Annotated in this window: 19 protein-coding genes, 1 tRNA gene and 1 pseudogene; 17 read left to right on the forward strand and 4 right to left on the reverse strand. The window is 72.7% G+C overall.

Going from position 1 to position 24,880, the window contains the following annotated elements; genetic code table 11:
- Positions 1-60: 60 nt before the first annotated feature.
- From ACZ46W_RS26880 to ACZ46W_RS26890, 3 genes are all read left to right on the forward strand, one after another.
- Complete coding sequence (locus tag ACZ46W_RS26880; RefSeq protein WP_468342496.1) at positions 61-2,361, forward strand: HelD family protein; 2,301 nt, start codon at positions 61-63, stop codon at positions 2,359-2,361.
- 428 nt (positions 2,362-2,789) lie between these two features.
- The gene (locus ACZ46W_RS26885; protein WP_468342499.1) at positions 2,790-4,223 is read left to right on the forward strand and encodes an NAD-dependent malic enzyme; all 1,434 of its coding nucleotides are present in this window, start codon (positions 2,790-2,792) and stop codon (positions 4,221-4,223) included.
- A 324-nt stretch (positions 4,224-4,547) separates the two neighbouring features.
- On the forward strand, positions 4,548-4,829 hold the full coding sequence (locus tag ACZ46W_RS26890; protein ID WP_084894445.1) for an HU family DNA-binding protein: 282 nt from the start codon (positions 4,548-4,550) through the stop codon (positions 4,827-4,829).
- Positions 4,830-5,165: 336 nt separating this feature from the next.
- On the opposite strand, the gene murA is transcribed toward ACZ46W_RS26890, so the two are convergent.
- Complete coding sequence (gene murA / locus ACZ46W_RS26895; protein ID WP_126886772.1) at positions 5,166-6,506, reverse strand: UDP-N-acetylglucosamine 1-carboxyvinyltransferase; 1,341 nt, start codon at positions 6,504-6,506, stop codon at positions 5,166-5,168.
- A gap of 263 nt (positions 6,507-6,769) precedes the next feature.
- Between murA and ACZ46W_RS26900 the strand changes: the two genes are divergently transcribed.
- From ACZ46W_RS26900 to ACZ46W_RS26945, 10 genes and pseudogenes are all read left to right on the forward strand, one after another.
- Entirely contained in the window at positions 6,770-7,330 is a 561-nt protein-coding gene (locus ACZ46W_RS26900; protein ID WP_064072171.1) for a YqgE/AlgH family protein, read from the forward strand.
- A gap of 166 nt (positions 7,331-7,496) precedes the next feature.
- A complete protein-coding gene (locus ACZ46W_RS26905; protein ID WP_023588437.1) occupies positions 7,497-7,784 on the forward strand; it encodes a DUF3039 domain-containing protein in 288 nt (95 codons plus the stop codon).
- 201 nt (positions 7,785-7,985) lie between these two features.
- Complete coding sequence (locus tag ACZ46W_RS26910; RefSeq protein ID WP_468342505.1) at positions 7,986-9,290, forward strand: extracellular solute-binding protein; 1,305 nt, start codon at positions 7,986-7,988, stop codon at positions 9,288-9,290.
- Positions 9,291-9,294: 4 nt separating this feature from the next.
- The gene (locus tag ACZ46W_RS26915) at positions 9,295-10,200 is read left to right on the forward strand and encodes a carbohydrate ABC transporter permease (RefSeq protein ID WP_468342508.1); all 906 of its coding nucleotides are present in this window, start codon (positions 9,295-9,297) and stop codon (positions 10,198-10,200) included.
- A complete protein-coding gene (locus ACZ46W_RS26920; RefSeq protein ID WP_468342511.1) occupies positions 10,197-11,030 on the forward strand; it encodes a carbohydrate ABC transporter permease in 834 nt (277 codons plus the stop codon). Before ACZ46W_RS26915 ends, ACZ46W_RS26920 begins: the two co-directional genes overlap by 4 nt.
- 4 nt (positions 11,031-11,034) lie before the next feature.
- Positions 11,035-12,678, forward strand: coding sequence for a beta-N-acetylhexosaminidase (locus tag ACZ46W_RS26925; RefSeq protein ID WP_468342514.1), 1,644 nt, complete (start codon positions 11,035-11,037; stop codon positions 12,676-12,678).
- A 294-nt stretch (positions 12,679-12,972) separates the two neighbouring features.
- Positions 12,973-13,848, forward strand: coding sequence for an FAD binding domain-containing protein (locus ACZ46W_RS26930; protein ID WP_366131215.1), 876 nt, complete (start codon positions 12,973-12,975; stop codon positions 13,846-13,848).
- On the forward strand, positions 13,845-15,209 hold the full coding sequence (locus ACZ46W_RS26935) for a (2Fe-2S)-binding protein (protein WP_468342517.1): 1,365 nt from the start codon (positions 13,845-13,847) through the stop codon (positions 15,207-15,209). The genes ACZ46W_RS26930 and ACZ46W_RS26935 overlap by 4 nt, the downstream gene beginning before the upstream one ends.
- A complete protein-coding gene (locus ACZ46W_RS26940; RefSeq protein ID WP_468342520.1) occupies positions 15,206-17,518 on the forward strand; it encodes a xanthine dehydrogenase family protein molybdopterin-binding subunit in 2,313 nt (770 codons plus the stop codon). The genes ACZ46W_RS26935 and ACZ46W_RS26940 overlap by 4 nt, the downstream gene beginning before the upstream one ends.
- Positions 17,519-17,553: 35 nt before the next feature.
- Positions 17,554-18,056 (forward strand): annotated as a pseudogene (locus ACZ46W_RS26945) (AAA family ATPase).
- On the opposite strand, the gene ACZ46W_RS26950 reads toward ACZ46W_RS26945, so the two are convergent.
- Positions 18,057-18,128: transfer RNA gene (locus ACZ46W_RS26950), tRNA-Cys, on the reverse strand.
- 160 nt (positions 18,129-18,288) lie between these two features.
- Between ACZ46W_RS26950 and ACZ46W_RS26955 the strand changes: the two genes are divergently transcribed.
- The 4 genes from ACZ46W_RS26955 to ACZ46W_RS26970 all read left to right on the forward strand — a co-directional run bounded on the left by ACZ46W_RS26955 (position 18,289) and on the right by ACZ46W_RS26970 (position 23,463).
- On the forward strand, positions 18,289-19,737 hold the full coding sequence (locus ACZ46W_RS26955; protein ID WP_468342523.1) for an MFS transporter: 1,449 nt from the start codon (positions 18,289-18,291) through the stop codon (positions 19,735-19,737).
- A gap of 134 nt (positions 19,738-19,871) precedes the next feature.
- A complete protein-coding gene (locus ACZ46W_RS26960) occupies positions 19,872-21,659 on the forward strand; it encodes a DEAD/DEAH box helicase (RefSeq protein ID WP_468342526.1) in 1,788 nt (595 codons plus the stop codon).
- Positions 21,660-21,939: 280 nt separating this feature from the next.
- Complete coding sequence (locus ACZ46W_RS26965; RefSeq protein ID WP_468342529.1) at positions 21,940-22,581, forward strand: IclR family transcriptional regulator; 642 nt, start codon at positions 21,940-21,942, stop codon at positions 22,579-22,581.
- Positions 22,582-22,674: 93 nt separating this feature from the next.
- Entirely contained in the window at positions 22,675-23,463 is a 789-nt protein-coding gene (locus ACZ46W_RS26970; RefSeq protein ID WP_468342532.1) for a S16 family serine protease, read from the forward strand.
- Here ACZ46W_RS26970 and ACZ46W_RS26975 read toward each other — a convergent pair.
- Together ACZ46W_RS26975 and ACZ46W_RS26980 are read right to left on the reverse strand one after the other, a co-directional pair.
- Positions 23,402-24,691, reverse strand: a complete 1,290-nt coding sequence (locus ACZ46W_RS26975) for an MFS transporter (protein WP_468342534.1) — start codon at positions 24,689-24,691, stop codon at positions 23,402-23,404. The genes ACZ46W_RS26970 and ACZ46W_RS26975 overlap by 62 nt on opposite strands.
- Positions 24,688-24,864, reverse strand: coding sequence for a hypothetical protein (locus ACZ46W_RS26980; RefSeq protein WP_468342537.1), 177 nt, complete (start codon positions 24,862-24,864; stop codon positions 24,688-24,690). Before ACZ46W_RS26980 ends, ACZ46W_RS26975 begins: the two co-directional genes overlap by 4 nt.
- Positions 24,865-24,880: the final 16 nt, after the last annotated feature.

Consider the following 24,880-nt stretch of genomic DNA (forward strand, 5'->3'; position numbering starts at 1 on the left):
CATATCGGCCTCCCGTGGCGTACGCTCGACGGCTGCCCAGCACGTCAGAAGGGGGCCTCGGTGGCCGCGCAGGAAGCCGACCGTGGTGTCGATCGTGGTGTCGATACGGTCCGGGACCGAGAGATCGGTATCGAACAGGACCACCTGGATCAGGTGTACCGCCGCCTCGAGGAGAAGATCCACGAGGCGGAGTTCCTGATGAACGACGCCGCCAAGCGCGGCCAGGTCGGCACGCCCGGCGCGCTCGCCGAGCGGGACGCCCAGGTGTTCCGGGCCGGTATCCACCTCAACCGGCTCAACAACGAGTACGAGGACTTCCTCTTCGGCCGCATCGACCTGCTCTACGGCAAGGACGGCAAGAAGGGCCCCGACGGCGCGTACACCTCCATCGAGCCGGCCGACGACGCCGTGCGCCCGGACAACACCGCCGACATCGGCGAGACCCTCCACATCGGCCGCATCGGCGTCCTGGACTCCGACTACGCCCCGCTGGTCATCGACTGGCGGGCCCCGGCCGCCGCCCCCTTCTACCGCTCGACCCCGGTCGAGCCCGGCCGGGTGGTACGCCGCCGGGTCATCCGCTCCCGGGGCCGCAAGGTCCTCGGTGTCGAGGACGACCTGATGCGCCCCGAGCTGAAGGCCCGCCTCGGCGGCGAGGAGCTGGCGGTGATCGGCGACGGCGCGCTGATGGCCGCGCTCGGCCAGGCGCGCAGCCACACCATGCGCGACATCGTCTCCTCCATCCAGGCGGAGCAGGACCTCGTCATCCGCGCGCCCGCCGCCTCCGTGACGTACGTCGAGGGCGGCCCCGGCACCGGCAAGACCGCCGTCGCGCTGCACCGCGCGGCCTACCTGCTCTACCAGGACCGGCGCAGATACGCGGGCGGCATCCTGATCGTCTCGCCGACCCCGCTGCTGGTCGCCTACACCGAGGGCGTCCTGCCGTCGCTGGGCGAGGAGGGCCAGGTGGCGATCCGCGCGGTCGGCAGCCTGGTCGACGGGGCGGAGGCCACGGCGTACGACGAGCCGGCCGTGGCCCGCGTCAAGGGCTCATCGCGGATGCTGAAGGTGCTGCGCAAGGCCGTGCGGGGCGCCCTCGAGCTGGGCGACGCTCCCGAGCGGCTGCGGGTGGTGGCCTTCGGGCGGCGCCTGGAGCTGGAGGGCGATGAGCTGGCCCGCATCCGGCACGCCGCGCTCGGCGGCACGGCGCCGGTCAACCTGCTGCGCCCCCGGGCGCGCAAGCTGCTGCTGGATGCCCTGTACGCCAAGTCGGGCGCCGCCTCCCGGCACCCCGGCGACCCGGAGCTGGCCGCCGAGCTGCGCTCCTCCTTCGACGAGGACGTCACCACCGAGGACAGCTTCATCGAGTTCCTGAACGCCTGGTGGCCCGAGCTCACCCCGCGCCAGGTGCTGACCGCCATGGCCGACGAGAAGCGGCTCGGCCGCTGGGCGCGCCGGGTGCTCAACCCCGGCGAGGTGCGGCGCCTGGCCCGCTCGCTGCGGCGCGACGAGCTGTCCGTGCACGACGTGGCACTGCTGGACGAGCTCCAGACCCTGCTGGGCGCCCCGGCGCGCCCGCGCAAGAAGCGGGAGCTCGACCCGCTGGACCAGCTCACCGGCCTGGAGGAGCTGATGCCGGTACGCGAGGAGACCCAGCGCGAGCGGGCGGAGCGGCTGGCGCAGGAGCGCACCGAGTACGCCCACGTGATCGTCGACGAGGCGCAGGACCTCACACCCATGCAGTGGCGGATGGTCGGCCGGCGTGGGCGGCACGCCACCTGGACGGTGGTGGGCGACCCGGCGCAGTCGTCGTGGTCGGTGCCGGACGAGGCGGCCGAGGCGCGGGACGAGGCGCTGGGCACCCGGCCGCGCCGCCGCTTCGAGCTGACGGTGAACTACCGCAACCCGGCCGAGATCGCGGAGCTCGCGGCCAAGGTGCTGGCCCTCGCCATGCCCGGCATGGAGGCGCCCCGGGCGGTCCGCTCGACGGGGGTGGAGCCGCGTTTCGTCGCCGTCCGGGACGGGGACCTGGCGGAGGTCGTACGCGAGGAGGCGCGGCGGCTGCTGGACCGCGTGGACGGCACGGTGGGCGTCGTGGTGGCCATGAACCGGCGCGAGCAGGCGGCGCGCTGGCTGGCGGACCTGGGCGACCGGGTGGTGGCGCTGGGCAGCCTGGAGGCGAAGGGCCTGGAGTACGACGCGACGGTCGTCGTGTCGCCGGCCGAGATCGCCGACGAGTCCCCGGCGGGCCTGCGGGTGCTGTACGTGGCGCTGACGCGCGCGACGCAGCAGCTCACGGTGGTGTCGGGGCGGCGCGACGAGCCGGACGCCGAGGGCGTTCCGGACCTGCTCAGGGACTGAGGAGAGGGCCGGGCGGACCACCGGTCCCGGGCCTGATTCCGAGTCAACTGGCGATGGGGGAATCACTTACCGGGGCGGTTTGTTAGCCTGGGTGTGGCACCGGCCCGATCCAAGCCCCCGGGCCCAACCTTCGTCGCTTCGAGCGACCACTTGCCGCGAGGCGAGCATGGCGGGTCGGTGCCACTCACGTCGTACACAGCAGGTCCGTGTCATCCTCCGATGGCGCGGACCTGCTGTCGTTTGTCCGTTGGGGCTTCCGCCAAGACCGTCATCTCTCGTATGGTGGAAAACAGTTTCCGAAAACTGTACGACCGAAACGACCGCTATTACCTGCTACTCGCAGGTAGGTGCGACCATCGGAGGGCTCCGCCCGGCCACCCGCCGGCGCGGCGCGGCAACGAAACCAGGGAAAGCAGAGGAACACGGCCATGGCAACGGCGCCCAGCGTCTCGTACTCGATGACGGTCCGGCTGGAGGTGCCCGCGAGCGGAACCGCGGTCTCCCAGCTCACCACGGCTGTGGAATCCTCCGGCGGCTCGGTCACCGGCCTCGACGTCACCGCGTCCGGCCACGAGAAGCTGCGGATCGACGTCACCATCGCCGCCACCTCCACCGCGCACGCCGAGGAGATCGTCGAGAAGCTGCGCGGCATCGAGGGCGTCGTCCTGGGCAAGGTCTCCGACCGTACGTTCCTGATGCACCTCGGCGGCAAGATCGAGATGGCGTCCAAACACCCCATCCGCAACCGTGACGACCTGTCCATGGTCTACACCCCGGGCGTCGCCCGCGTGTGCATGGCGATCGCCGAGAACCCCGAGGACGCCCGCCGCCTCACCATCAAGCGCAATTCCGTCGCAGTTGTGACGGACGGCTCCGCCGTGCTGGGCCTCGGCAACATCGGGCCCAAGGCCGCGCTGCCGGTCATGGAGGGCAAGGCGGCCCTCTTCAAGCGGTTCGCCGGCATCGACGCCTGGCCCATCTGCCTGGACACCCAGGACTCCGACGCCATCGTCGAGATCGTCAAGGCGATCGCCCCCGGCTTCGCCGGCATCAACCTGGAGGACATCTCCGCGCCCCGCTGCTTCGAGATCGAGGCGCGGCTGCGCGAGGCCCTCGACATCCCGGTCTTCCACGACGACCAGCACGGCACCGCCATCGTCGTCCTGGCCGCCCTGACCAACGCGCTGCGCGTGGTGGGCAAGGCCATCGGTGACGTACGCGTCGTCATGTCCGGCGCCGGAGCGGCCGGTACGGCCATCCTCAAGCTGCTGATCGCCGCGGGCGTCAAGCACGCCGTGGTCGCCGACATCCACGGCGTCGTGCACGCGGGCCGCGAGGACCTCATCTCCGCCGACCCCGAGTCGCCGCTGCGCTGGATCGCCGACAACACCAACCCCGAGGGCGTCACCGGCACCCTGAAGGAGGCCGTGCGCGGCGCCGACGTCTTCATCGGCGTCTCCGCCCCGAACGTCCTCTCCGGCGACGACGTGGCGGCCATGGCGGACGGCGCGATCGTGTTCGCGCTCGCGAACCCGGACCCCGAGGTCGAGCCCGCAATCGCCCGTCAGACGGCGGCAGTTGTGGCCACCGGCCGGTCGGACTTCCCCAACCAGATCAACAACGTGCTGGTCTTCCCCGGCGTCTTCCGGGGCCTGCTGGACGCCCAGTCGCGCACGGTCAACACGGAGATGATGCTCGCGGCGGCGGCCGCCCTCGCCGACGTCGTCACCGAGGACGAGCTGAACCCGAACTACATCATCCCGTCCGTCTTCAACGACAAGGTCGCGGGCGCCGTGGCGGGTGCGGTGCGCGACGCCGCCAAGGCCGCCGGCGCCGGTGTGACGGCGCCCACGTCCGCCTGACCTCCGGCGCGTCGCGGGTCCCGGGGCCGTGAACCCGCCTTTAGGGTGGCGGTTCCGGCCCCGGGAAGTCTCGGAGAGTCCCGGGGGAGTCGACCGAACGTCACCACGGCGGGGCTGTGGCGCTTTTCGTGTGACTCCGGAGGGTGCCGGATTGGCTTTCCCGCCGCTGGTGGGGGCAGGATGCGTATTCGGGCGCGAGGGTCTGACAGCAGACCCGGTCCGGGGACTGTCCAAGGGCCCTGGCAGCATCGGCTTCGCTGGGCCGAACACGCGGCTCCGCCGCGTGGCACGCCTCATAGGCAAGAAGAACACGGGAGTAAGAACATGAACCGCAGTGAGCTGGTGGCCGCCCTGGCCGACCGCGCCGAGGTGACCCGCAAGGACGCCGACGCCGTGCTGGCCGCGCTCGCCGAGACCGTCGGTGAGGTCGTCGCCAAGGGCGACGAGAAGGTCACCATCCCCGGCTTCCTGACCTTCGAGCGCACCTCGCGTGCCGCTCGCACCGCTCGTAACCCGCAGACCGGCGAGCCGATCAACATCCCGGCCGGGTTCAGCGTGAAGGTCTCCGCGGGCTCCAAGCTCAAGGAAGCCGCCAAGGGCAAGTAAGCCCCCATGGCGCGTTGAGAAGGGCGGCCACCCCACTGCGGGGCGGCCGCCCTTCGGCGTACATGGCCCCGGCACGCGCGCGTGGGCGGTGCGGGGGCGGCCCGGCACGCACGCGCGGGCGGCGTGTGGCGGCCCCGGCGCGCGCGCGTGGGCGGCGCGCCGGCGTACGGCCTGTACGTCCGGTACGCCGCTCGTACGGCTCGTACGCGGCTCGTACAGCCCCCGGACAGGCCCAGTACACGCCCCGTACAGGCCTTGTAGGGCCCCAGGAACGGCCGACGGCCCCTCGCCGGGGGCGAGGGGCCGTCCAGGGCTCGAAAGCCGTCTTACGGGGCGTCAGACGATCGCGCTGCCGGGGAGTTCGACCTTCGCGCCGAGCTCCACGAGCTTCTCCATGAAGTTCTCGTAGCCGCGGTTGATCAGGTCGATGCCGTGCACCCGCGAGGTGCCCTGCGCCGCCAGGGCGGCGATCAGGTACGAGAAGCCGCCGCGCAGGTCCGGGATGACCAGGTCCGCGCCCTGGAGTTTCGTCGGGCCCGACACGACCGCCGAGTGCAGGAAGTTGCGCTGGCCGAAGCGGCAGTCCGAGCCGCCCAGGCACTCCCGGTACAACTGGATGTGCGCGCCCATCTGGTTCAGCGCGGAGGTGAAGCCGAGCCGCGACTCGTACACCGTCTCGTGGACGATGGACAGGCCGGCGGCCTGCGTCAGGGCCACCACCAGCGGCTGCTGCCAGTCGGTCTGGAAACCGGGGTGCACGTCCGTCTCCAGGGCGATCGCGTTGAGCGCGCCGCCCGGGTGCCAGAAGCGGATGCCCTCGTCGTCGATCTCGAAGGCGCCGCCCACCTTCCGGAACGTGTTGAGGAACGTCATCATCGAGCGCTGCTGGGCGCCGCGCACGTAGATGTTGCCCTCGGTGGCCAGCGCCGCGCTCGCCCAGGAGGCCGCCTCCAGGCGGTCCGGGAGCGCGCGGTGGGTGTAGCCGCCGAGCTTGTCGACACCGGTGATCCGGATGGTCCGGTCGGTGTCCATGGAGATGATCGCGCCCATCTTCTGGAGCACGCAGATCAGGTCCTCGATCTCCGGCTCCACCGCCGCGTTGGACAGCTCGGTGACGCCCTCCGCGAGCACCGCCGTCAGCAGCACCTGCTCGGTCGAGCCGACCGAGGGGTACGGCAGCCGGATCTTCGTGCCGCGCAGCCGCTGCGGGGCCTCCAGGTACTGGCCGTCCGCCCGCTTCTCGATGGTCGCGCCGAACTGGCGCAGCACGTCGAAGTGGAAGTCGATGGGCCGGCCGCCGATGTCGCAGCCGCCAAGGCCCGGGATGAAGGCGTGGCCGAGGCGGTGCAGCAGCGGGCCGCAGAACAGGATCGGGATGCGCGACGAGCCCGCGTGGGCATCGATGTCGGCGACGTTGGCGGACTCGACGTGCGTGGGGTCCAGGACCAGCTCGCCCGGCTCCTCGCCGGGCCGGACGGTCACACCGTGGAGCTGGAGCAGTCCGCGGACGACGCGGACGTCACGGATGTCGGGCACATTGCGCAGTCGGCTCGGCTCGCTGCCGAGCAGGGCGGCGACCATCGCCTTGGGCACGAGGTTCTTCGCGCCGCGGACGCGGATCTCGCCCTCCAGCGGGGTTCCGCCGTGGACAAGCAGTACATCGTCTGTGCCGGTCATGAATCTCGCGTTCCGGAGAGGTCGGGCAGGGGGCCAGGGAAAAGGGTAAGGGGGCGGAGTGGCCTTCTTGGTAGCCCGTGGACGCCAGGCAGATGTAATGAATTCGGCACAACACCCTCCGTCTCCCGCTCCTTGCGGAGGGTTACGGTCCGCTTCAGGCCAGGACCGACGCCGGCCGCCCCATGAGCTGCGGCTCGCGCCCGGTCGTCGCGAGTCGGCCGCTCACCCCCCGCGAACGGCCGAGATGCGGGATCATGTCTGGCATGACCGAGGTGTCCTCGCTCACAGGACGGCTGCTCGTCGCCACCCCCGCGCTGGCGGACCCGAACTTCGACCGCGCGGTGGTACTGCTGCTCGATCACGACGACGAGGGCTCCCTCGGCGTGGTCCTCAACCGCCCGACACCCGTCGGTGTCGGCGACATCCTCGAAGGCTGGGCCCCGCTGGCCGGTGAGCCGGGCGTGGTGTTCCAGGGCGGCCCCGTCTCCCTCGACGCGGCCCTCGGGCTCGCCGTCATCCCTGGTGACGAGGGTCCGCTGGGCTGGCGCCGGGTGTACGGCGCCATCGGGCTCGTGGACCTGGAGACGCCGCCGGAGCTGCTGGCCGCCGCCCTGGGCAGCCTGCGGATCTTCGCCGGGTACGCGGGGTGGGGACCGGGCCAGCTCGAGGACGAGCTCGCCGAGGGCGCCTGGTTCGTCGTGGACTCCGAGCCGGGTGACGTCTCCTCGCCACGGCCCGAGAGCCTGTGGCGGGAGGTGCTGCGGCGCCAGCGCAGCGAGCTGGCGATGATCGCCACGTACCCGGACGATCCCTCGCTGAACTGAGCCTTTGGCCGATACGGTGACTTTCGGCCATCTGTCGGCCGGCTGCCGGGCCATCCGCCGGGGCCGCCCACGGCCCGGCGCGCGCGTGACGGGCTTCACATCCGGGTGTCGGGGCGCGTGGGGCCACGCTCCCGGGACGGCGCCGACGTGAGTACCCTTGGAGCTCATGAGCACTCTTGAGCCCGAGCGCGGGGCAGGTACGGGGACCCTCGTAGAGCCGACGCCGCAGGTGTCGCACGGCGACGGCGACCACGAGCGCTACGCCCACTATGTCCAGAAGGACAAGATCATGGCGAGCGCCCTCGACGGCACTCCCGTGGTGGCGCTGTGCGGGAAGGTCTGGGTACCGGGGCGCGACCCGAAGAAGTACCCGGTCTGCCCGATGTGCAAGGAGATCTACGAGTCCATGGGCGCCGGTGGCGACAAGGACAAGGGCGGCAAGGACAAGAAGTAGCGTCCCCGGCCCGCCTCCGGGCCCGCTGGGCGATGGCCCCCGTGGCGCGTACGTGTGTACGCGCCCCGGGGGCCTTCGTCGTTTGATCACGGACTGGTCGAGACCTCTTGTGGGGGTGCCGGGTCCGCCCTAACCTCCTGCGTGTTGTGCAGCACGAAACGATCGTTGCGTATGCTGCAACGCCATCGGAGGGGATCCGCCATGAAGCTTCCTGCCCGACTCGCCGCCCCCGTCGCCGCCGTCCTCCTGATGACGGCGGCGGCCGCCTGCGCCCCGCAGACCTCCGACACCGGCGCGAAGGAGGACGCGAAGACCGGCACGTTGCGCGTCTGGCTCTTCCAGGAGGTCAACAACAAGCCCAAGGAGCGGGTCGTCGACGCCGCCGTCGCCGCCTTCGAGAAGCGGCACCCCGGCGCCGCCGTCGAGGTCGAGTACATCCCCGTCGAGACCCGCGCGCAGCGCGTCAAGGCCGCCTTCAACGACCCCACGAGCGCGCCGGACGTCATCGAGTACGGCAACACCGACACCGCCGGGTACGTCAGGGACGGCGGACTCGCCGACGTCAGCGCCGAGTTCGGCGCCTGGGATGAGGCGAAGGACACCGACACGACCGCACGGGCCTCGGTCACGGTGGACGGCAAGGTGTACGGCGCGCCGCTCTTCGTCGGCGTACGGGCGCTGTACTACCGCACCGACGTGTTCAAGGAGCTGGGCCTGACCCCGCCCAGGACGCAGACCGAACTGATCGCGACCGCGAAGAAGATCCGCAAGGCGAAGCCGGAGCTGTACGGGATCGCCGTCGGCGGCGCGTACACCTACGGCGCGCTGCCCTTCATCTGGGCGAACGGCGGCGAACTCGCCACGGAGAAGGGCGGTTCGTACACCTCGGCCATCAACACCGCGGCCGCCCGCAAGGGCATCGCCGCGTACACCTCGCTCTTCGGCGACGACAACTGCCCCGCCGCCAAGTGCGCCTCCATGGGCGGCAACGCGACCGTCACGGCCTTCGCCTCCGGCAAGGCCGCGATGGCCATCGGCGGCGACTTCAGCCACGCGGCGGTGGAGGCGGGCAGGGCGAAGGGCGCGTACGCGGTCGTCCCGCTGCCGGGCGTGACGCCGGGTTCGATCGCACCCGCCTTCGCGGGCGGCAACAACGTTGGTGTCCTCAGGAGCAGTTCGCACCGCACGCTGGCGGTGGACCTGATGAAGTCCCTGGCGGGCAAGGACGCGCAGCGCGAGCTGTTCGACGCGATGGGCTTCCTGCCGACGTACACGGACGTGCGGGCGGAGGCGGCGAAGAAGCAGCCCTTCGTGAAGCCCTTCATCGACACGCTCTCAGCCGGCACCAGGTTCGTCCCCGCCTCCCCGGCCTGGGGCCGGATCGACGCCTCGCTGGTCCTCCCGACGATGTTCCAGGAGATCGTGAGCGGCCGTAAGGACGTGGCGGCGGCGTCGGACGACGCGGCGGAGAAGATGAACGCCGCGTTCGCCTCGACGGCGGGCTGACCCCATGACGCACGACGCCGACCGTTCCCCGGGGCGGCACGGGGGCTGGACGCCGTGGATGTACCTCGCGCCCGCGCTCGCCGTGCTGGGCGCCCTGCTCGTCTACCCCGTCTACCAGCTCGGGCTCATCTCGTTCCTGGAGTACACCCAGGCCCAGGTCAGCGGCGGAGAGCCGACCTCCTTCCAGGGGCTGGGCAACTACGCCACGCTCTTGCGCGACCCGCAGTTCCGGCAGGTCCTCCTCGCCACCGTGCTGTTCGCCGCTGCGTGCGTCATCGCCACCCTGGCCGTCGGGTGCGCCCTCGCGGTGCTCCTCACCCGCGTCCGCGCCCTGCCGCGCCTCGCGCTCATGCTCGCCGCGCTCGGTGCCTGGGCGACGCCCGCCATCACGGGGTCCACCGTCTGGGTGTTCCTCTTCGACCCCGACTTCGGCCCCGTCAACAGGCTGCTCGGCCTGGGCGACTTCTCCTGGACGTACGGGCGCCTCAGTGCCTTCGCGCTCGTCCTGTTCGAGGTCGTGTGGTGCTCGTTCCCGTTCGTGATGGTGACCGTCTACGCGGGCATCAAGGCCATTCCGTCCGAGGTCCTGGAGGCGGCCTCCCTCGACGGTGCCTCGCAGTGGCGGACCTGGCGCTCCGTCACCGCCCCGATGCTGCGGCCCATCCTGGCCGTCGTCACCATCCAGTCGGTCATCTGGGACTTCAAGGTCTTCACCCAGATCTACGTCATGACGGGCGGCGGCGGCATCGCCGGCCAGAACCTCGTCCTCAACGTCTACGCGTACCAGAAGGCCTTCGCGTCCTCCGAGTACAGCCTGGGCTCGGCGATCGGCGTCGTCATGCTGCTGATCCTGCTCGCGGTCACCCTCGTCCACCTCCGCCTGATACGCCGCCAGGGAGCAGAACTGTGATCCGTGCGCAGCGCCCGTGGCGCCTCGCCGCCGAGGCCGCCGCCCTGCTCATCGCGGCCGTCGTCGCCTTCCCGCTGTACTGGATGGTCCTCTCCGCGCTGAAACCGGCGGGTGAGATCCAGTCCACCGACCCCCGGCCCTGGACCCTGTCGCCGTCCCTGGACTCCTTCCGCCGCGTCTTCGAACAGCAGGACTTCGGCCGCTACTTCCTCAACAGCCTGCTCGTCGCCTCCGCCGTCGTCGTCGCCTCCGCCCTCATCGCCTTCCTCGCGGCGACGGCCGTCGCCCGCTTCCGCTTCCGGTTCCGCACGACCCTGCTGGTGATGTTCCTGATCGCGCAGATGGTGCCGATCGAGGCGCTGACCATCCCGCTCTTCTTCCTCATGCGGGACCTCGGCCAGCTCAACACCCTCGGCTCGCTGATCCTGCCGCACATCGCGTTCTCGCTGCCCTTCGCCATCTGGATGCTGCGCGGCTTCGTCAAGGCGGTCCCGGAGGCCCTGGAGGAGGCCGCGTACATCGACGGGGCGAGCCGGGCACGATTCCTGTGGCAGATCCTCTTCCCGCTGGTCCTGCCGGGGCTCGTCGCGACGAGCGTCTTCTCCTTCATCTCGACCTGGAACGACTTCCTGTTCGCCAAGTCGTTCATCATCAGCGACACCTCCCGGTCGACGCTCCCCATGGCCCTGCTCGTCTTCTTCAAGCCGGACGAGAACGACTGGGGCGGCATCATGGCCGCCTCCACCGTGATGACCATCCCGGTGCTGGTCTTCTTCGTACTCGTACAGCGCCGCCTGGTGTCCGGGCTCGGCGGCGCGGTGAAGGACTGACCTCATGGATGCCCTGGACCTGATCCCCGCGCCGTCCGCCTCCTGGTGGGTGCCGCCCGCCGGGTACGACGTCCTCGACGCGGACACCCAACTGGAGGCCCGGCCGGGCACCGACGGCGTCGCCCGGTGGTTCCGGGCCACCATCGGGGCCGCCACGGGCCTGCCCTTCCCGGCCGGGACCGACGACGACAACCGCATCGTGCTGAGCATCGACCCCGAGCTGCCGCATGAGGGCTACCGCATCGTCATCGACGGCTACGCCCAGCGCATCGAGGGCGGCAGCGCCGCCGGTGTCTTCCGGGCCGTCCAGACCTACCGCCAACTCCTCGGGCCCGACGCCTACCGCAAGGCACCCATCGGGCCGCCCCGCCGTGAGTGGGACGTCCCCGCCGTCGTCGTCGAGGACGCGCCCCGCTTCCCCTGGCGCGGTCTGATGCTCGACGTCGCCCGCCACTTCCTCCCCAAGGACGACGTCCTCCGTTACCTCGACCTCCTCGCCGCCCACAAGCTCAACGTCCTGCACCTGCACCTCACCGACGACCAGGGCTGGCGCATCGAGATCAAGCGCTACCCCCGGCTCACCGAGGTCGGCGCCTGGCGGGCGCGCACGAAACGGGGACACCGGGCCTCGGAACTCTGGGACGAGACCCCGCACGGTGGCTACTACACCCAGGACGACATCCGCGAGATCGTCGCGTACGCCGCCGAGCGGCATATCCGCGTCGTCCCCGAGATCGACCTCCCCGGCCACTCGCAGGCCGCCATCGCCGCGTACCCGGAACTCGGCAACACCGACGTCATCGACACGACCACCCTCCCCGTCTGGGACACCTGGGGCATCAACCCGAACGTACTCGCCCCCACTGACAACACCCTCCGCTTCTACGAAGGCGTACTTGAGGAAGTCCTCGCGCTCTTCCCCGCCGACACGTCCCCCTTCGTCCACCTCGGTGGCGACGAGTGCCCCACGGACCAGTGGAGGGCGTCCCCGGCGGCCCAGGCCCGCGTGAAGGAGCTCGGGCTCGCCGACGAGGACGGGCTCCAGGCGTGGTTCGTCCGGCACTTCGACCGCTGGCTGGCCGAGCGGGGACGCCGCCTGATCGGGTGGGACGAGATCCTGGAGGGCGGTCTGCCGCCCGGCGCCGCCGTGTCCTCCTGGCGCGGGTACGCCGGCGGGATCGCCGCCGCCGAGGCGGGCCACGACGTCGTCATGTGCCCCGAGCAGCACGTCTACCTGGACCACCGGCAGGACGGCGGCCCCGACGAGCCGGTGCCCATCGGATACGTACGCACCCTGGAGGACGTCTACCGCTTCGAACCCGTACCGCCCGGGCTGTCCCCGGACGCGGCCGCGCACATCATCGGTACCCAGGCGAACGTCTGGACCGAGGTCCTGGACAGCCGTTCCCGCGTCGACTACCAGGTCTTCCCCCGCCTCGCCGCCTTCGCCGAGGTCGCCTGGTCCACCCGGCTCCCGGCCGACCCCGCCGAGCGCGACTTCGCGGACTTCACCCGCCGAATGACCGCCCACTACGCGCGCCTTGACGCGCTCGGCGTCGACTACCGGCCGCCCGGTGGACCGTTGCCGTGGCAGCGGCGCCCGGGGGTGCTCGGACGCCCGATCGAGGGGGCGCCCCCAAACGTGTGAGCCCGGCGGAAAGGCGCGCGCGCCCGCGCCCGGCACCTGGGACCGTGGGCCGCCAGGAATAAGTCGTACAAGGTCGCCGAGAAGTGGCAATCCGCGCGTGCCGCCAATGCCGCGGCAAACCGCCCATCTCGCAGGTCACGGGATGTCCGGGGCGGATGCGTCCTTCGCGGACCCTCGCGCCGACCGGCCCGGAAGATGTGCCAGAGTTGCCACGTCGGGGCTGTGAGCACGTACGGTACGGCAACACAGGCGGGACAGCCGGGACAGCCGGGGACACCGGGAAGGGGCAGCGGGTTGACCACGCACGCACCGCAGGCGGCGCAGTCCGTGACGCTGCCGGCCACGCTCGGCGAGGCCGTGGCGGCGCTCAGCGCCATGCCCGCCGCCGTGCCCGTGGCGGGCGGTACGGATCTGATGGCCGCCGTCAACAAGGGCCAACTGCGCCCCGCGGGCCTCGTCGGCCTCGGCCGCGTCAATGAGATCCGTGGCTGGCAGTACCAGGACGGCCACGCCCTGCTGGGCGCCGGCCTCACGCACGCGCGCATGGGCCGCCCCGACTTCGCGGCGCTCATCCCCGCCCTCGCCGCGGCCGCCCGCGCGGCCGGACCGCCCCAGATCCGCAACGCGGGCACCCTGGGCGGCAACATCGTCACCTCCGCGCCCACCGGTGACTCCCTGCCCGTGCTGGCCGCCCTGGAGGCGGACCTGGTCGTCGCGGGCCCGGGCGGCACGCGCGAGATCCCGGTGACGCACCTGCTGGCCGGCCGGGAACTCCTCGGGCCCGCCGAGCTGATCGGGTTCGTCCGCGTACCGCTCCTGCACGCCCCGCAGGTGTTCCTGAAGGCCACCGGCCGGACCGGCCCCGGGCGGGCCACCGCGTCCGTCGCGGTCGTCCTGGACCCGGCGCGGCGCGGCGTGCGCTGCGCGGTCGGGGCGATCGCCCCGATGCCGCTGCGGCCGCTGGAGGCGGAGCGCTGGATCGCCTCGCTCATCGACTGGGACGGCGACCGCGGGCTGGCGCCGGAGGCGCTGACGGCGTTCGGCGAGTACGTCGCGGCCGCCTGCATCCCGGACCCGCCGGGCGAGGAGCAGTTGCCGCCCGCCGTACTGCACCTGCGGCGCACGGTCGCCGCGCTGGCCCGACGGGCACTGGGGAGGGCGCTGTCGTGACCACCGGCGAGAACGAGAACCAGCAGGGTCAGGGCGGCTGGCAGCCGACGCCCCAGGGCGAGTACGACGGCGATGCGACCGCCTTCGTACAGCTCCCGCCGGACATGTCGACGGCCGGTGCCCCGCTGGAGGCCCCCGGGCACGGCTACGTGCCGCCGGAGGCGTGGGCGGCGCACGACCCGAACGCGACGGCGCAGTGGAACTTCCAGGCGGCCCAGGCGGCGGCGCCCGAGCCCGCGCCCTCGGAGCTGACCGGGCAGTGGACGATTCCGGTCGCCCAGGGGGACCTTCCGGACGAATCGGGTGAGTTCACGACCTCGGCGCTCGCCTCGCAGTGGACGAGCGGCAACCCGCCGGCGACGCTCCCGGGCGGCGCGCCCGCGCCCTGGGCCACGCCGGACGCGGTGCGGGAGCCCGCCCAGGAAGCCGCCGAAGCGGAGCCGTATCCGCATCCGGAGGCGCATGCCGCGCCGCACCCGGAATCGAATCCGGTTCCCGGACCGCCCCGGGAAGCACCCCAGGAAGCGCCCCGGACGCCGGTCCATGAGCCGGTCCACGGACCCGGCCACGGACCGGCCGGCGTGCCCGCCGCCGGCCCGGACGAGGAACCGGCCGGGGAGCTTGACCCCGAACCGGTTCAAGAGCCGGCCCCAGAGCCGGCTCAACAGGCGGCCCAGGAAGTGGCACAGGAAGCGGCCCCGGAAGCGGCCCAGGAGGGCGGCCACGAGCCCGCCGCGTCTCCCACCCACGTCACGGACAGCGACGAGCACCCGCACATCTCGTACGTCCTGCGCGTCAACGGCACCGACCGTCCCGTCACCGAGGCGTGGATCGGCGAGTCCCTGCTGTACGTGCTGCGCGAACGGCTCGGCCTCGCCGGCGCCAAGGACGGCTGCTCGCAAGGCGAGTGCGGCGCCTGCAACGTCCAGGTCGACGGGCGCCTCGTCGCCTCCTGCCTGGTGCCCGCGGCGACGGCGGCCGGCAGCGAGGTGCGCACGGTCGAGGGGCTGGCCACGGACGGCGAGCCCTCCGACGTACAGCGCGCCCTCGCCGCGTGCGGAGCCGTCCAGTGCGGCTTCTGCATCCCGGGCATGGCCATGACGGTGCACGACCTCCTCGAAGGCAACCACGCCCCGAGCGAGCTGGAGACCCGCCAGGCGCTCTGCGGCAACCTCTGCCGCTGCACCGGCTACCGGGGAGTCGTCGACGCCGTGCGTCAGGTCGTCGCCGAACGCGCCGCCAGCGCGGCCGCCGCGGCCGAAGCGGCCGGCACGGCCGAGGTGGCCGACGGCGGCGAGGGCGCCGCACAGGCCCGCATCCCGCACCAGATCCCCCACCCGCACGACGGAGGCATGGCGTGAGCAACGACGCGGCCACCGCCATCCCGGCGGTCGACGGCCCCCAGGGGCCCCAGCAGGAGCTCCCGGCCCACGGGCTCGGCGCGTCCCTCCCGTCCGCCGACGCCCGCGCCAAGACCGAGGGGACCTTCCCCTACGCCTCCGACCTGTGGGCCGAGGGCCTGCTCTGGGCGGCCGTGCTCCGCTCCCCGCACGCGCACGCGCGCGTGGTCTCGATCGACACCACGGCCGCCGCCGAGATGCCGGGCGTCCGTGCCGTGGTGACCCACGCGGACGTCCCCGGCGACGCCACGTACGGCCGCACGGTCGCCGACCGCCCGGTCTTCGCCGCCGACCTCGTACGCCACCACGGCGAGGCCATCGCCGCCGTCGCGGCCGACCACCCGGACACGGCCCGCCTCGCCGCCGCGGCCATCGCCGTCGAGTACGAGGTCCTCGACCCGGTCACCGACCCCGAGAAGGCCTTCGCCGCCCCGCCGCTCCACCCCGACGGCAACCTGATCCGCCACATCCCGCTGCGCTACGGCGACCCGGAGGCGACGGGCGAGGTCATCGTCGAGGGCCTGTACCGCATCGGCCGCCAGGACCCCGCGCCGATCGGCGCCGAGGCCGGGCTCGCCGTGCCCCGCCCGGACGGCGGCGTCGACATCTACACCGCCTCCACCGACCCGCACACCGACCGCGACCTGGCTGCCGCCTGCTTCGGCCTGCCGCCCGAGCAGGTCAAGGTCGTCGTCACCGGCGTGCCGGGCGCGACCGGCGACCGCGAGGACCCGGGCTTCCAGATCCCGCTGGGCCTGCTCGCGCTGCGCACCGGCTGTCCCGTCAAACTGGCCGCCACCCGCGAGGAGTCCTTCCTCGGCCACGCCCACCGCCACCCCACCCTGCTGCGCTACCGCCACCACGCGGACGCGGAGGGCCGCCTGGTCAAGGTCGAGGCGCAGATCCTCCTCGACGCGGGCGCCTACGCCGAGGCGTCCTCCGAGTCGCTCGCCGCCGCCGTCGCCTTCGCCTGCGGCCCGTACGTCGTCCCGCACGCGTTCGTCGAGGGCTGGGCGGTACGCACCAACAACCCGCCGTCCGGTCATGTGCGCGGCGAGGGCGCGATGCAGGTCTGCGCCGCGTACGAGGCCCAGATGGACAAGCTCGCCGCCCGCCTCGGCCTGGACCCCGCCGAACTGCGCCTGCGCAACGTCCTGGCCACCGGGGACATCCTCCCCACCGGCCAGACGGTCACCTGCCCGGCGCCGGTCGCCGAACTCCTCCAGGCCGTCCGGGACTTCCCCCTCCCGCCGCTCCCGAAGGACTCCCCGGAGGACGGCTGGCTGCTCCCCGGCGGCCCGGAGGGCGCGGGCGAGCCCGGCGCCGTACGCCGTGGCGTCGGCTACGGGCTCGGCATGGTCCACATGCTCGGCGCCGAGGGCACCGACGAGGTCTCCACGGCCACGGTCAAGGTCCACGACGGCGTGGCGACCGTCATCTGCGCGGCGGTGGAGACCGGCCAGGGCTTCTCCACCCTCGCCCGCCAGATCGTGCAGGACACGCTGGGCATCGACGAGGTCCACGTCGCCCCCGTCGACACCGACCAGCCCCCCGCCGGCCCGGCCACCCACGGCCGCCACACCTGGGTCTCGGGCGGCGCGGTCGAGCGCGCGGCGAAAATGGTCCGCACCCAACTGCTCCAGCCCCTGGCGCACAAGTTCGGCATGTCCACCGAGCTGCTCCAGATCACCGACGGGAAGATCACCTCCTACGACGGCGTCCTGTCCACCACCGTCACCGAGGCCATGGACGGCAAGGAACTCTGGGCCACCGCGCAGTGCCGCCCGCACCCCACCGAACCCCTCGACGACGCCGGTCAGGGCGACGCCTTCGTCGGTCTCGCGTTCTGCGCCATCCGCGCGGTCGTGGACGTCGACATCGAGCTCGGCTCCATCCGCGTGGTCGAGATGGCGGTCGCCCAGGACGTCGGCCGCGTCCTCAACCCCGCCCAGCTCGCCACCCGCATCGAAGCCGGCGTCACCCAGGGCGTCGGCGCGGCCCTCACCGAGAACCTCCGCACCGCCCGGGGCCTGGTCCGCCACCCCGACCTGACCGGCTACGCCCTCCCGACGGCCCTGGACGCCCCGGACATCCGCATCGTCAAACTCGTCGAGGAGCGCGACGTGGTCGCCCCCTTCGGCGCCAAGGCCGCCAGCGCGGTCCCCGTGGTCACCGCCCCGGCCGCGGTGGCCTCCGCGGTCCGCTCCGCCACCGGCCGCCCCGTCAACCGCCTCCCCATCCGCCCCCAGGCGGCGGTGGCGGCACCCTAGCCGCCGTGTCCGCCGTCGTCCTCGTCACCGGCGTCATGGCCGCCGGGAAGTCGACCGTCGCCCAGGCGCTCGCCGAACGCCTGCCGAAGGCCGCGCACGTGCGGGGGGACGTGTTCCGGCGCATGATCGTGTCGGGGCGCGAGGAGATGGTGCCGGGGCGGGCGAGGGGGCGCTCGCGCAACTGCGCCTGCGCTACCGGCTGTCGGCCGCGACGGCCGACGCGTACGCGGCGGAGGGGTTCACCGCCGTCGTGCAGGACGTGGTGCTGGGTCCCGAACTGGCGGCGTACACGCGGCTCGTGCGGACCCGGCCCTTCCATGTTGTCGTGCTCGCCCCGCGCCCGGACGCCGTGGCCGCGCGGGAGGCGGGGCGGGGGAAGACGGGATACGGGGGCGGCTGGACGCCCGAGGGGATGGACCGGGCGATGCGGGAGGAGACCGAGCGCATCGGGCTCTGGCTCGACACCTCGGAACTCACCGTGGACGAGACGGTGGAGACGATCCTGGCCCGGCTGGGCGAGGCCAGGATCGCCGTCTAGAGACCGTGGCGGGATTCGAACCCGCGTCAGTCGCTTTGCAGGCGACTCCCTGAGCCTCTCGGGTACACGGTCGGGCGGTTGCTCCGGTACGACCGTAGAACGCCCGGGCACGGTGGCGGAACGGACGCAACACGACTGCCACACGGTGTTCATGGGCGTACGCCGGAAGGACGAGGGGCGGCCCGTCTCCGGACAGGGGCCAAATGCGGGGACGCCTCTTACTCTGAGGGGCATGACCGCCTTGGACAGCAGCAACAGCCGGACAATCGCCGCCGCCGGGCAGGGAAAGCCCGGCGGTGTTCTCGGCCGGGAGCACCGCGCGCTCAGCGTCGGCATCGTCTCCGTCGTGATGCTGATCGCCTTCGAGGCGACCGCCGTCGGGACCGCGATGCCGGTCGCCGCGCGGGAGTTGCACGGCGTACCGCTGTACGCGTTCGCGTTCTCCGCGTACTTCACCACCAGCCTCTTCGCCATGGTGCTGTCCGGTCAGTGGTCCGACCGCGCGGGGCCGCTCGCGCCGGTGACCGTCGGGATCACCGCGTTCGCGGCGGGGCTGCTGATGTCGGGGACGGCGGGAGCCATGTGGCTGTTCATCCTCGGGCGGGCCGTCCAGGGGCTGGGCGGCGGGATGGTGATCGTGGGCCTGTACGTGGTGGTCAGCCGGGCGTACGAGGAGCGGCTGCGGCCCGCGATCATGGCGGCGTTCGCGGCCGGCTGGGTGGTGCCCTCCATCGTCGGGCCGCTCGCCGCCGGGACGGTCACCGAGCAGCTCGGGTGGCGCTGGGTGTTCGTCGGCATCCCGGTGCTCGTCGTCCTGCCGTTGGCGCTCGCCCTGCCGGCGATACGGCGGATGGCGTCGGGGCCCGCGGACCCGGAGGCGCCGGCGGTGCCGTTCGACGGGCGGCGCATCCGGCTGGCGCTGGGCATCTCGCTGGGCGCGGGCCTGTTGCAGTACGCGGGCCAGGACCTGAGGTGGCTGTCGCTGGCCCCGGCGGTGGCGGGCGTGGCGCTGCTGGTCCCCGCCGCGCTCGGGCTGCTGCCGCGCGGCACCTACCGGGCGGCGCGCGGGCTGCCGTCGGTGGTGCTGCTGCGCGGGGTGGCGGCGGGCGCGTTCATCTCGGCCGAGTCGTTCGTGCCGCTGATGCTGGTCACCGAGCGGGGTGTGAGCCCGACGCTGGCCGGGCTGTCGCTGGCGGTGGGCGGCGCGACATGGGCACTGGGCTCGTACATCCAGTCGCGGCCGCGCGTGGAGCCGTACCGGGAGCGGCTGATGGTGCTGGGGATGCTGCTGGTCGCGGCGGCCATCGCGACGGCGCCGAGCGTGCTGCTCCCCTCCGTACCGGTGTGGATCGTGGGCGTCGCCTGGGGCTTCGGCTGCTTCGGCATGGGCATGGTCATCGCATCGACGAGCGTGCTGCTGCTGAAACTGTCGGCACCGGAGGAGGCGGGCACCAACTCGGCGGCGCTCCAGATCTCCGACGGCCTCTCCAACGCCCTGCTCCTCACCGCCGGCGGCGCCGCCTTCGCGGCCCTGGGCGGCGGTTCGGTCGCCGGTCACGCCGCCTCGGCCGGGGGTTCCCACCCGGTGGCCTTCGCGGCGGTGTTCCTGCCGATGGCGGCGGTGGGACTGGCCGGGGCGTGGGTGGCGACGAGGCTGCGGGCCGCGCCCGGACCGCGGTGACCGCCCGGCGCGGGGAATGTGACCCGCGTCGCACTCCGCGAGGTCACGGCGCCGTCCCGGGCGGGGTGGTGCCGGGCCACCGGTAGGGTGGCCCGGTTGTCGTACGTAACAGCCGAGAGACCGAATCGGAGACCGTGACTACTACCGCCTCCCATCACCTCTCACCCGCCTTCCCCGGCCGCGCCCCCTGGGGCACCGCCAACAAGCTGCGTGCCTGGCAGCAGGCCGCGATGGACAAGTACATCCAGGAACAGCCCCGCGACTTCCTCGCGGTCGCGACGCCCGGCGCCGGCAAGACCACCTTCGCGCTCACCCTCGCGTCCTGGCTGCTGCACCACCACGTGGTCCAGCAGGTCACCGTCGTCGCGCCGACCGAGCACCTGAAGAAGCAGTGGGCGGCCGCCGCCGCGCGGATAGGCATCAAGCTGGACCCGGAGTACAGCGCCGGGCCGCTGAGCAAGGAGTACCACGGGGTCGCGGTCACCTACGCGGGCGTCGGCGTACGGCCCATGCTGCACCGCAACCGCAGCGAGCAGCGCAAGACGCTCGTCATCCTCGACGAGATCCACCACGCCGGTGACTCCAAGTCGTGGGGCGAGGCCTGCCTGGAGGCGTTCGAGCCCGCCACGCGGCGACTGGCCCTGACCGGTACGCCGTTCCGGTCCGACACCAACCCCATCCCCTTCGTCACGTACGAGGAGGGCAACGACGGCATCCGGCGGTCGTCCGCCGACTACACGTACGGATACGGCAACGCGCTCGGCGACGGCGTCGTCCGCCCCGTCATCTTCCTCAGCTACAGCGGCAACATGCGCTGGCGCACCAAGGCCGGTGACGAGGTCGCGGCCAGGCTCGGCGAGCCGATGACCAAGGACGCGATCTCGCAGGCCTGGCGCACCGCGCTCGACCCGCGCGGCGACTGGATGCCCAACGTGCTGCGCGCCGCCGACCAGCGGCTCACCGAGGTCAGGAAGGGCATCCCCGACGCGGGCGGCCTCGTCATCGCCTCCGACCAGGACTCGGCGCGCGCGTACGCCAAGCTGATCCGCGAGATCACCGGGACCAAGGCGACCGTCGTCCTCTCCGACGACGCGGGCGCGTCGAAGCGGATCGACGACTTCAGTGCGAGTGACGACCGCTGGATGGTCGCCGTCCGCATGGTGTCCGAGGGCGTCGACGTCCCGCGCCTCGCGGTCGGGGTGTACGCGACGACCATCTCGACGCCGCTGTTCTTCGCGCAGGCGGTCGGCCGATTCGTACGATCCCGCAGGCGCGGCGAGACCGCGTCGGTGTTCCTTCCCACCATCCCGACGCTGCTGACCTTCGCCAACGAGATGGAGGTCGAGCGCGACCACGCCCTCGACAAGCCGAAGAAGGACGGGGCCGACGAGGACCCGTACGCCCAGTCCGAGAAGGAGATGGACGAGGCGAACAAGCAGCAGGACGAGGACACCGGCGAGCAGGACATGCTGCCCTTCGAGGCGCTGGAGTCCGACGCGGTCTTCGACCGGGTGCTGTACGACGGCGCCGAGTTCGGCATGCAGGCCCATCCCGGCAGCGCGGAGGAGCAGGACTACCTCGGCATCCCGGGCCTCCTGGAGCCCGACCAGGTGCAGTTGCTGCTGCGCAAGCGGCAGGCGCGGCAGATCGCGCACAGCAGGCAGAAGCCGGCCGAGGAGGCCGACCTGCTGGAGCTCCCGGCCGAGCGGCGCCCCGTCGTTTCGCACAAGGAGCTGCTGGAGCTGCGCAAGCAGCTCAACACGATGGTCGGCGCGTACGTCCACCAGAGCGGCAAGCCGCACGGCGTCATCCACACCGAGCTGCGCCGGGTGTGCGGCGGGCCGCCGAGCGCGGAGGCGACGGCGGGGCAGATCCGCGAGCGGATCAAGAAGGTCCAGGAGTGGGCTACGCGCATGCGTTGAGCGTCGCGCGGCCGAGCGTCGGTGCACTTGGGGCGTAACGGGACGAAATTTCCGTACGGCAATCGCTTGCGACCGGATTCTGGACGAGGGCTTCCGCTGAGCGGAGTCGCTCGCTACTGTCCCGGCAATCGCAATGCAAACGCCCCGTGGCAGCGCCGCCGCGGAGCGCAGCCGGTGTGCCATGGCCTGCCGGCGGCCTCTCCGTGCGTCGCCGATGGGACCGGTGACGCGTCCGCCGTTGAGAGTGTCCGCCGTCACTCACTCCGAAGGAGAGGGCGTCGTGACCGCGGAGACCTCCCAGACGCTCGACAGAGGACTGCGTGTCCTCAAGCTGCTCGCCGACACCGACCACGGGCTGACCGTCACCGAGTTGTCCAACAAACTCGGCGTCAACCGCACCGTCGTCTACCGTCTGCTCGCCACGCTCGAACAGCACGCCCTGGTCCGCCGTGACCTCGGCGGCCGCGCCCGCGTCGGCCTCGGCGTGCTGCGGCTCGGCCGCCAGGTGCACCCGCTGGTGCGCGAGGCCGCGCTGCCCGCGCTGCGGTCGCTGGCCGAGGACATCGGCGCCACCGCCCACCTGACGCTCGTCGACGGGGCGGAGGCGCTCGCCGTCGCGGTCGTCGAACCGACCTGGACGGACTACCACGTGGCCTACCGGGCCGGGTTCCGCCATCCGCTCGACCGGGGCGCGGCCGGCCGCGCGATACTCGCCGCCCGGCAGGGCGCGCTCAGCGAGCCCGGCTACACGCTCACGCACGGCGAGCTGGAGGCCGGCGCGAGCGGCGCCGCGGCCCCGCTGCTCGGGGTGACCGGCATCGAGGGCAGCGTCGGCGTGGTCATGCTCGCGGACGCCGTACCGGAACGCGTGGGCCCCCGCGTCGTCGACGCCGCCCGCGAGGTGGCGGACGCGTTGCGCTGAGCCGCGCCGTGCGGGGCGGGACCGTCGCACCGGCGGCCGGGTGGGCGCCCCGCCCGGCGGCGGGGGTCCCGGGGTGGCCGATAGATTGGCACCGTGTTCTCCAGTCTCACGCGCCCCCGCGCCCTCGCCCTGTGCGCCCTTCCCGTCGTCGCGCTGCTCGTCGTCGCCGGGGTCGCGCCGCTGCCGTTCACCCTCGCGCAGCCGGGGGGGACCAGCGACGTGCTCGGGGAGCACAAGGGTCGCCCGGTGATCACGATCTCCGGCGTACCCGTCCGCCCGACCAAGGGCGAGCTGCGCATGACGACCATCGTGGCCACCGGGCCCCGCGCCGACGTGGACCTCGGCGACGTCGTCGGCAGTTGGTTCCGCGGCGACCGGGCCGTACTGCCGCGCGACTCCGTCTACCCGGCCGGCAAGTCCGACGCCGAGATCGAGAAGCGCAACATCGGCCAGATGCGGGAGTCCCAGAACAGCGCCGTCCAGGCCGCGCTCGGCTACCTCGGCAAGAGCCCGCGGCAGGTGAAGGTCGACCTGGAGCTGGCCGACGTCGGCGGGCCCAGCGCCGGGCTGTTCTTCGCGCTCGGGATCATCGACAAGATCCAGGGCAACGGCTCGGGCGGTGACCTCACCGGCGGCCGCACCGTCGCCGGTACGGGCACGGTCGCCGCCGACGGCACGGTCGGTGCCGTGGGCGGGGTGTCCCTGAAGACGCAGGCCGCGCACCGGGACGGCGCCACCGTCTTCCTCGTGCCGAAGGACGAGTGCGCCGACGCCCAGGCCGAGAAGCCCGAGGGCCTCCAGCTCATCCCGGTCGGCACGCTCAAGGACGCGGTGTCGTCGCTGCGCGCCCTCGGGCAGGGGAAGGACGTCCCGAGCTGCTGACCTCCGCCGGTGCGTCCATGCCCCGCCAGGAGGGGAAGAGCGCCGGGGTCAGCGTCGCCACGAGGTACAGGCCACCGATCGTCAGCAGCGTCGGTACGAGACCCACCCGCTCCACCAGGTAGCCCGCGCCCACCCCGCCCAGCGGCGTGGTCATCAGCACCCCGGCCGTCGTCACCCCCGCCACCCGGCTGCGCAGGGCGTCCGGCACCCGCTCGTACATCACGGTCGTCAGGATCGGGTTGAGCGTTCCGACGCCCAGCCCGGCGACCGCCGCCATCACCACCATCGGCAGCACGCTGTCCGTGAGCGCCGCCACCACGTACGGCGGCGCCCCGCCGACCAGGAACGCGACGGTGAACACCGTCCGCCGCCGCCATCGGTGCCCCACCGCCGCGTACAGCAGCGCCCCCAGCAGCGCGCACCCGCCGAACACCGCCGTGACCAGGCCGATCGCGGCCGCGCCGCCCAGGTTGCGCTGCGCGTGCACCGGCAGGAGCACCGAACTCCAGCCCTGGTTGAGGCCGTTGGTGAACATCACCATCAGCGTGATCGCCAGCAGCAGCCGGGAGCCGAGCACGAAGGCGTACCCCTCGCGCAGCTCCGCCCGGTACCGCGCCAACGACACCGGCGCACCGGCCCGCTGCGGCTCGGCGGCCGGCACGCCCCGTACGCCGCCGAAGACCAGCAGCGCGGAGAGGCCGAAGGTGACCGCGTCCAGCAGCAGGACCGTTTCCGCGCCGACGACCGCGATCAGTACGCCCGCCAGCGCCGCCCCCGTCATCCGCGCCCCGCGCGACACCGCGTCGAACAGGCTCGCCGCCCGCGCGAGCGTCGTCCCGGCCCGTTCGGCGAGGTCGGGGACGAGGACGTGCCGGGCCGTCTCGCCGGGCGCGTGGAACAGTCCGGTGACGCCCATCAGGGCGCACAGCATCCAGTAGTCGAGTCGCCCCGCGTGGTGCAGGAGCGGGATCGCGGCGAGGGCCAGCGCGCAGACCAGGTCCGAGGCGATGCTGACGCGCCGGCGGCCGATCCGGTCGATGACCGGTCCGCCGACGATCGCCGAGACGACGACCGGCAGGGTGGCGCAGAAGGCGACGAGCCCCGCCTTGCCGGGGCTCCCGGTCGTCTGGAGCGCGAACCACGGGACGCCGATGAGGGTCAGCGCGTTGCCGCTGATGGAGACGGCGTTGGCGGCCAGGACGGTGGCCAGCGGGCCCGGCCCCCTCATGCGATACGGGCGGTGCGTGGCGGGGGAGCGGCGACCAGCCGGAGGCCCAGCTCGACGAGGGTCCAGCCCAGTTGCGTACGCAGCGGGCGACGGGGAGCCGGCCGCCGGGGCGCGCGGTGCCTTAACTCGGCGGCACGCAGCTCGTGCAGGCGCAGATGTATGTCGGAGTGCATGGTGATCGGGGTCCCT

This window comes from Streptomyces sp. NPDC031064, from assembly GCF_055570965.1.

Bases quoted from the DNA above. Each gene is read 5' to 3' on its own strand.
- ACZ46W_RS26885 (WP_468342499.1), top strand. From the start codon at position 2,790: ATGGCAACGGCGCCCAGCGTCTCGTACTCGATGACGGTCCGGCTGGAG.
- ACZ46W_RS26890 (WP_084894445.1), top strand. From the start codon at position 4,548: ATGAACCGCAGTGAGCTGGTGGCCGCCCTGGCCGACCGCGCCGAGGTG.
- murA (WP_126886772.1), bottom strand. From the start codon at position 6,506: ATGACCGGCACAGACGATGTACTGCTTGTCCACGGCGGAACCCCGCTG.
- ACZ46W_RS26900 (WP_064072171.1), top strand. From the start codon at position 6,770: ATGACCGAGGTGTCCTCGCTCACAGGACGGCTGCTCGTCGCCACCCCC.
- ACZ46W_RS26905 (WP_023588437.1), top strand. From the start codon at position 7,497: ATGAGCACTCTTGAGCCCGAGCGCGGGGCAGGTACGGGGACCCTCGTA.
- ACZ46W_RS26910 (WP_468342505.1), top strand. From the start codon at position 7,986: ATGAAGCTTCCTGCCCGACTCGCCGCCCCCGTCGCCGCCGTCCTCCTG.
- ACZ46W_RS26915 (WP_468342508.1), top strand. From the start codon at position 9,295: ATGACGCACGACGCCGACCGTTCCCCGGGGCGGCACGGGGGCTGGACG.
- ACZ46W_RS26925 (WP_468342514.1), top strand. From the start codon at position 11,035: ATGGATGCCCTGGACCTGATCCCCGCGCCGTCCGCCTCCTGGTGGGTG.
- ACZ46W_RS26955 (WP_468342523.1), top strand. From the start codon at position 18,289: ATGACCGCCTTGGACAGCAGCAACAGCCGGACAATCGCCGCCGCCGGG.
- ACZ46W_RS26975 (WP_468342534.1), bottom strand. From the start codon at position 24,691: ATGAGGGGGCCGGGCCCGCTGGCCACCGTCCTGGCCGCCAACGCCGTC.
- ACZ46W_RS26980 (WP_468342537.1), bottom strand. From the start codon at position 24,864: ATGCACTCCGACATACATCTGCGCCTGCACGAGCTGCGTGCCGCCGAG.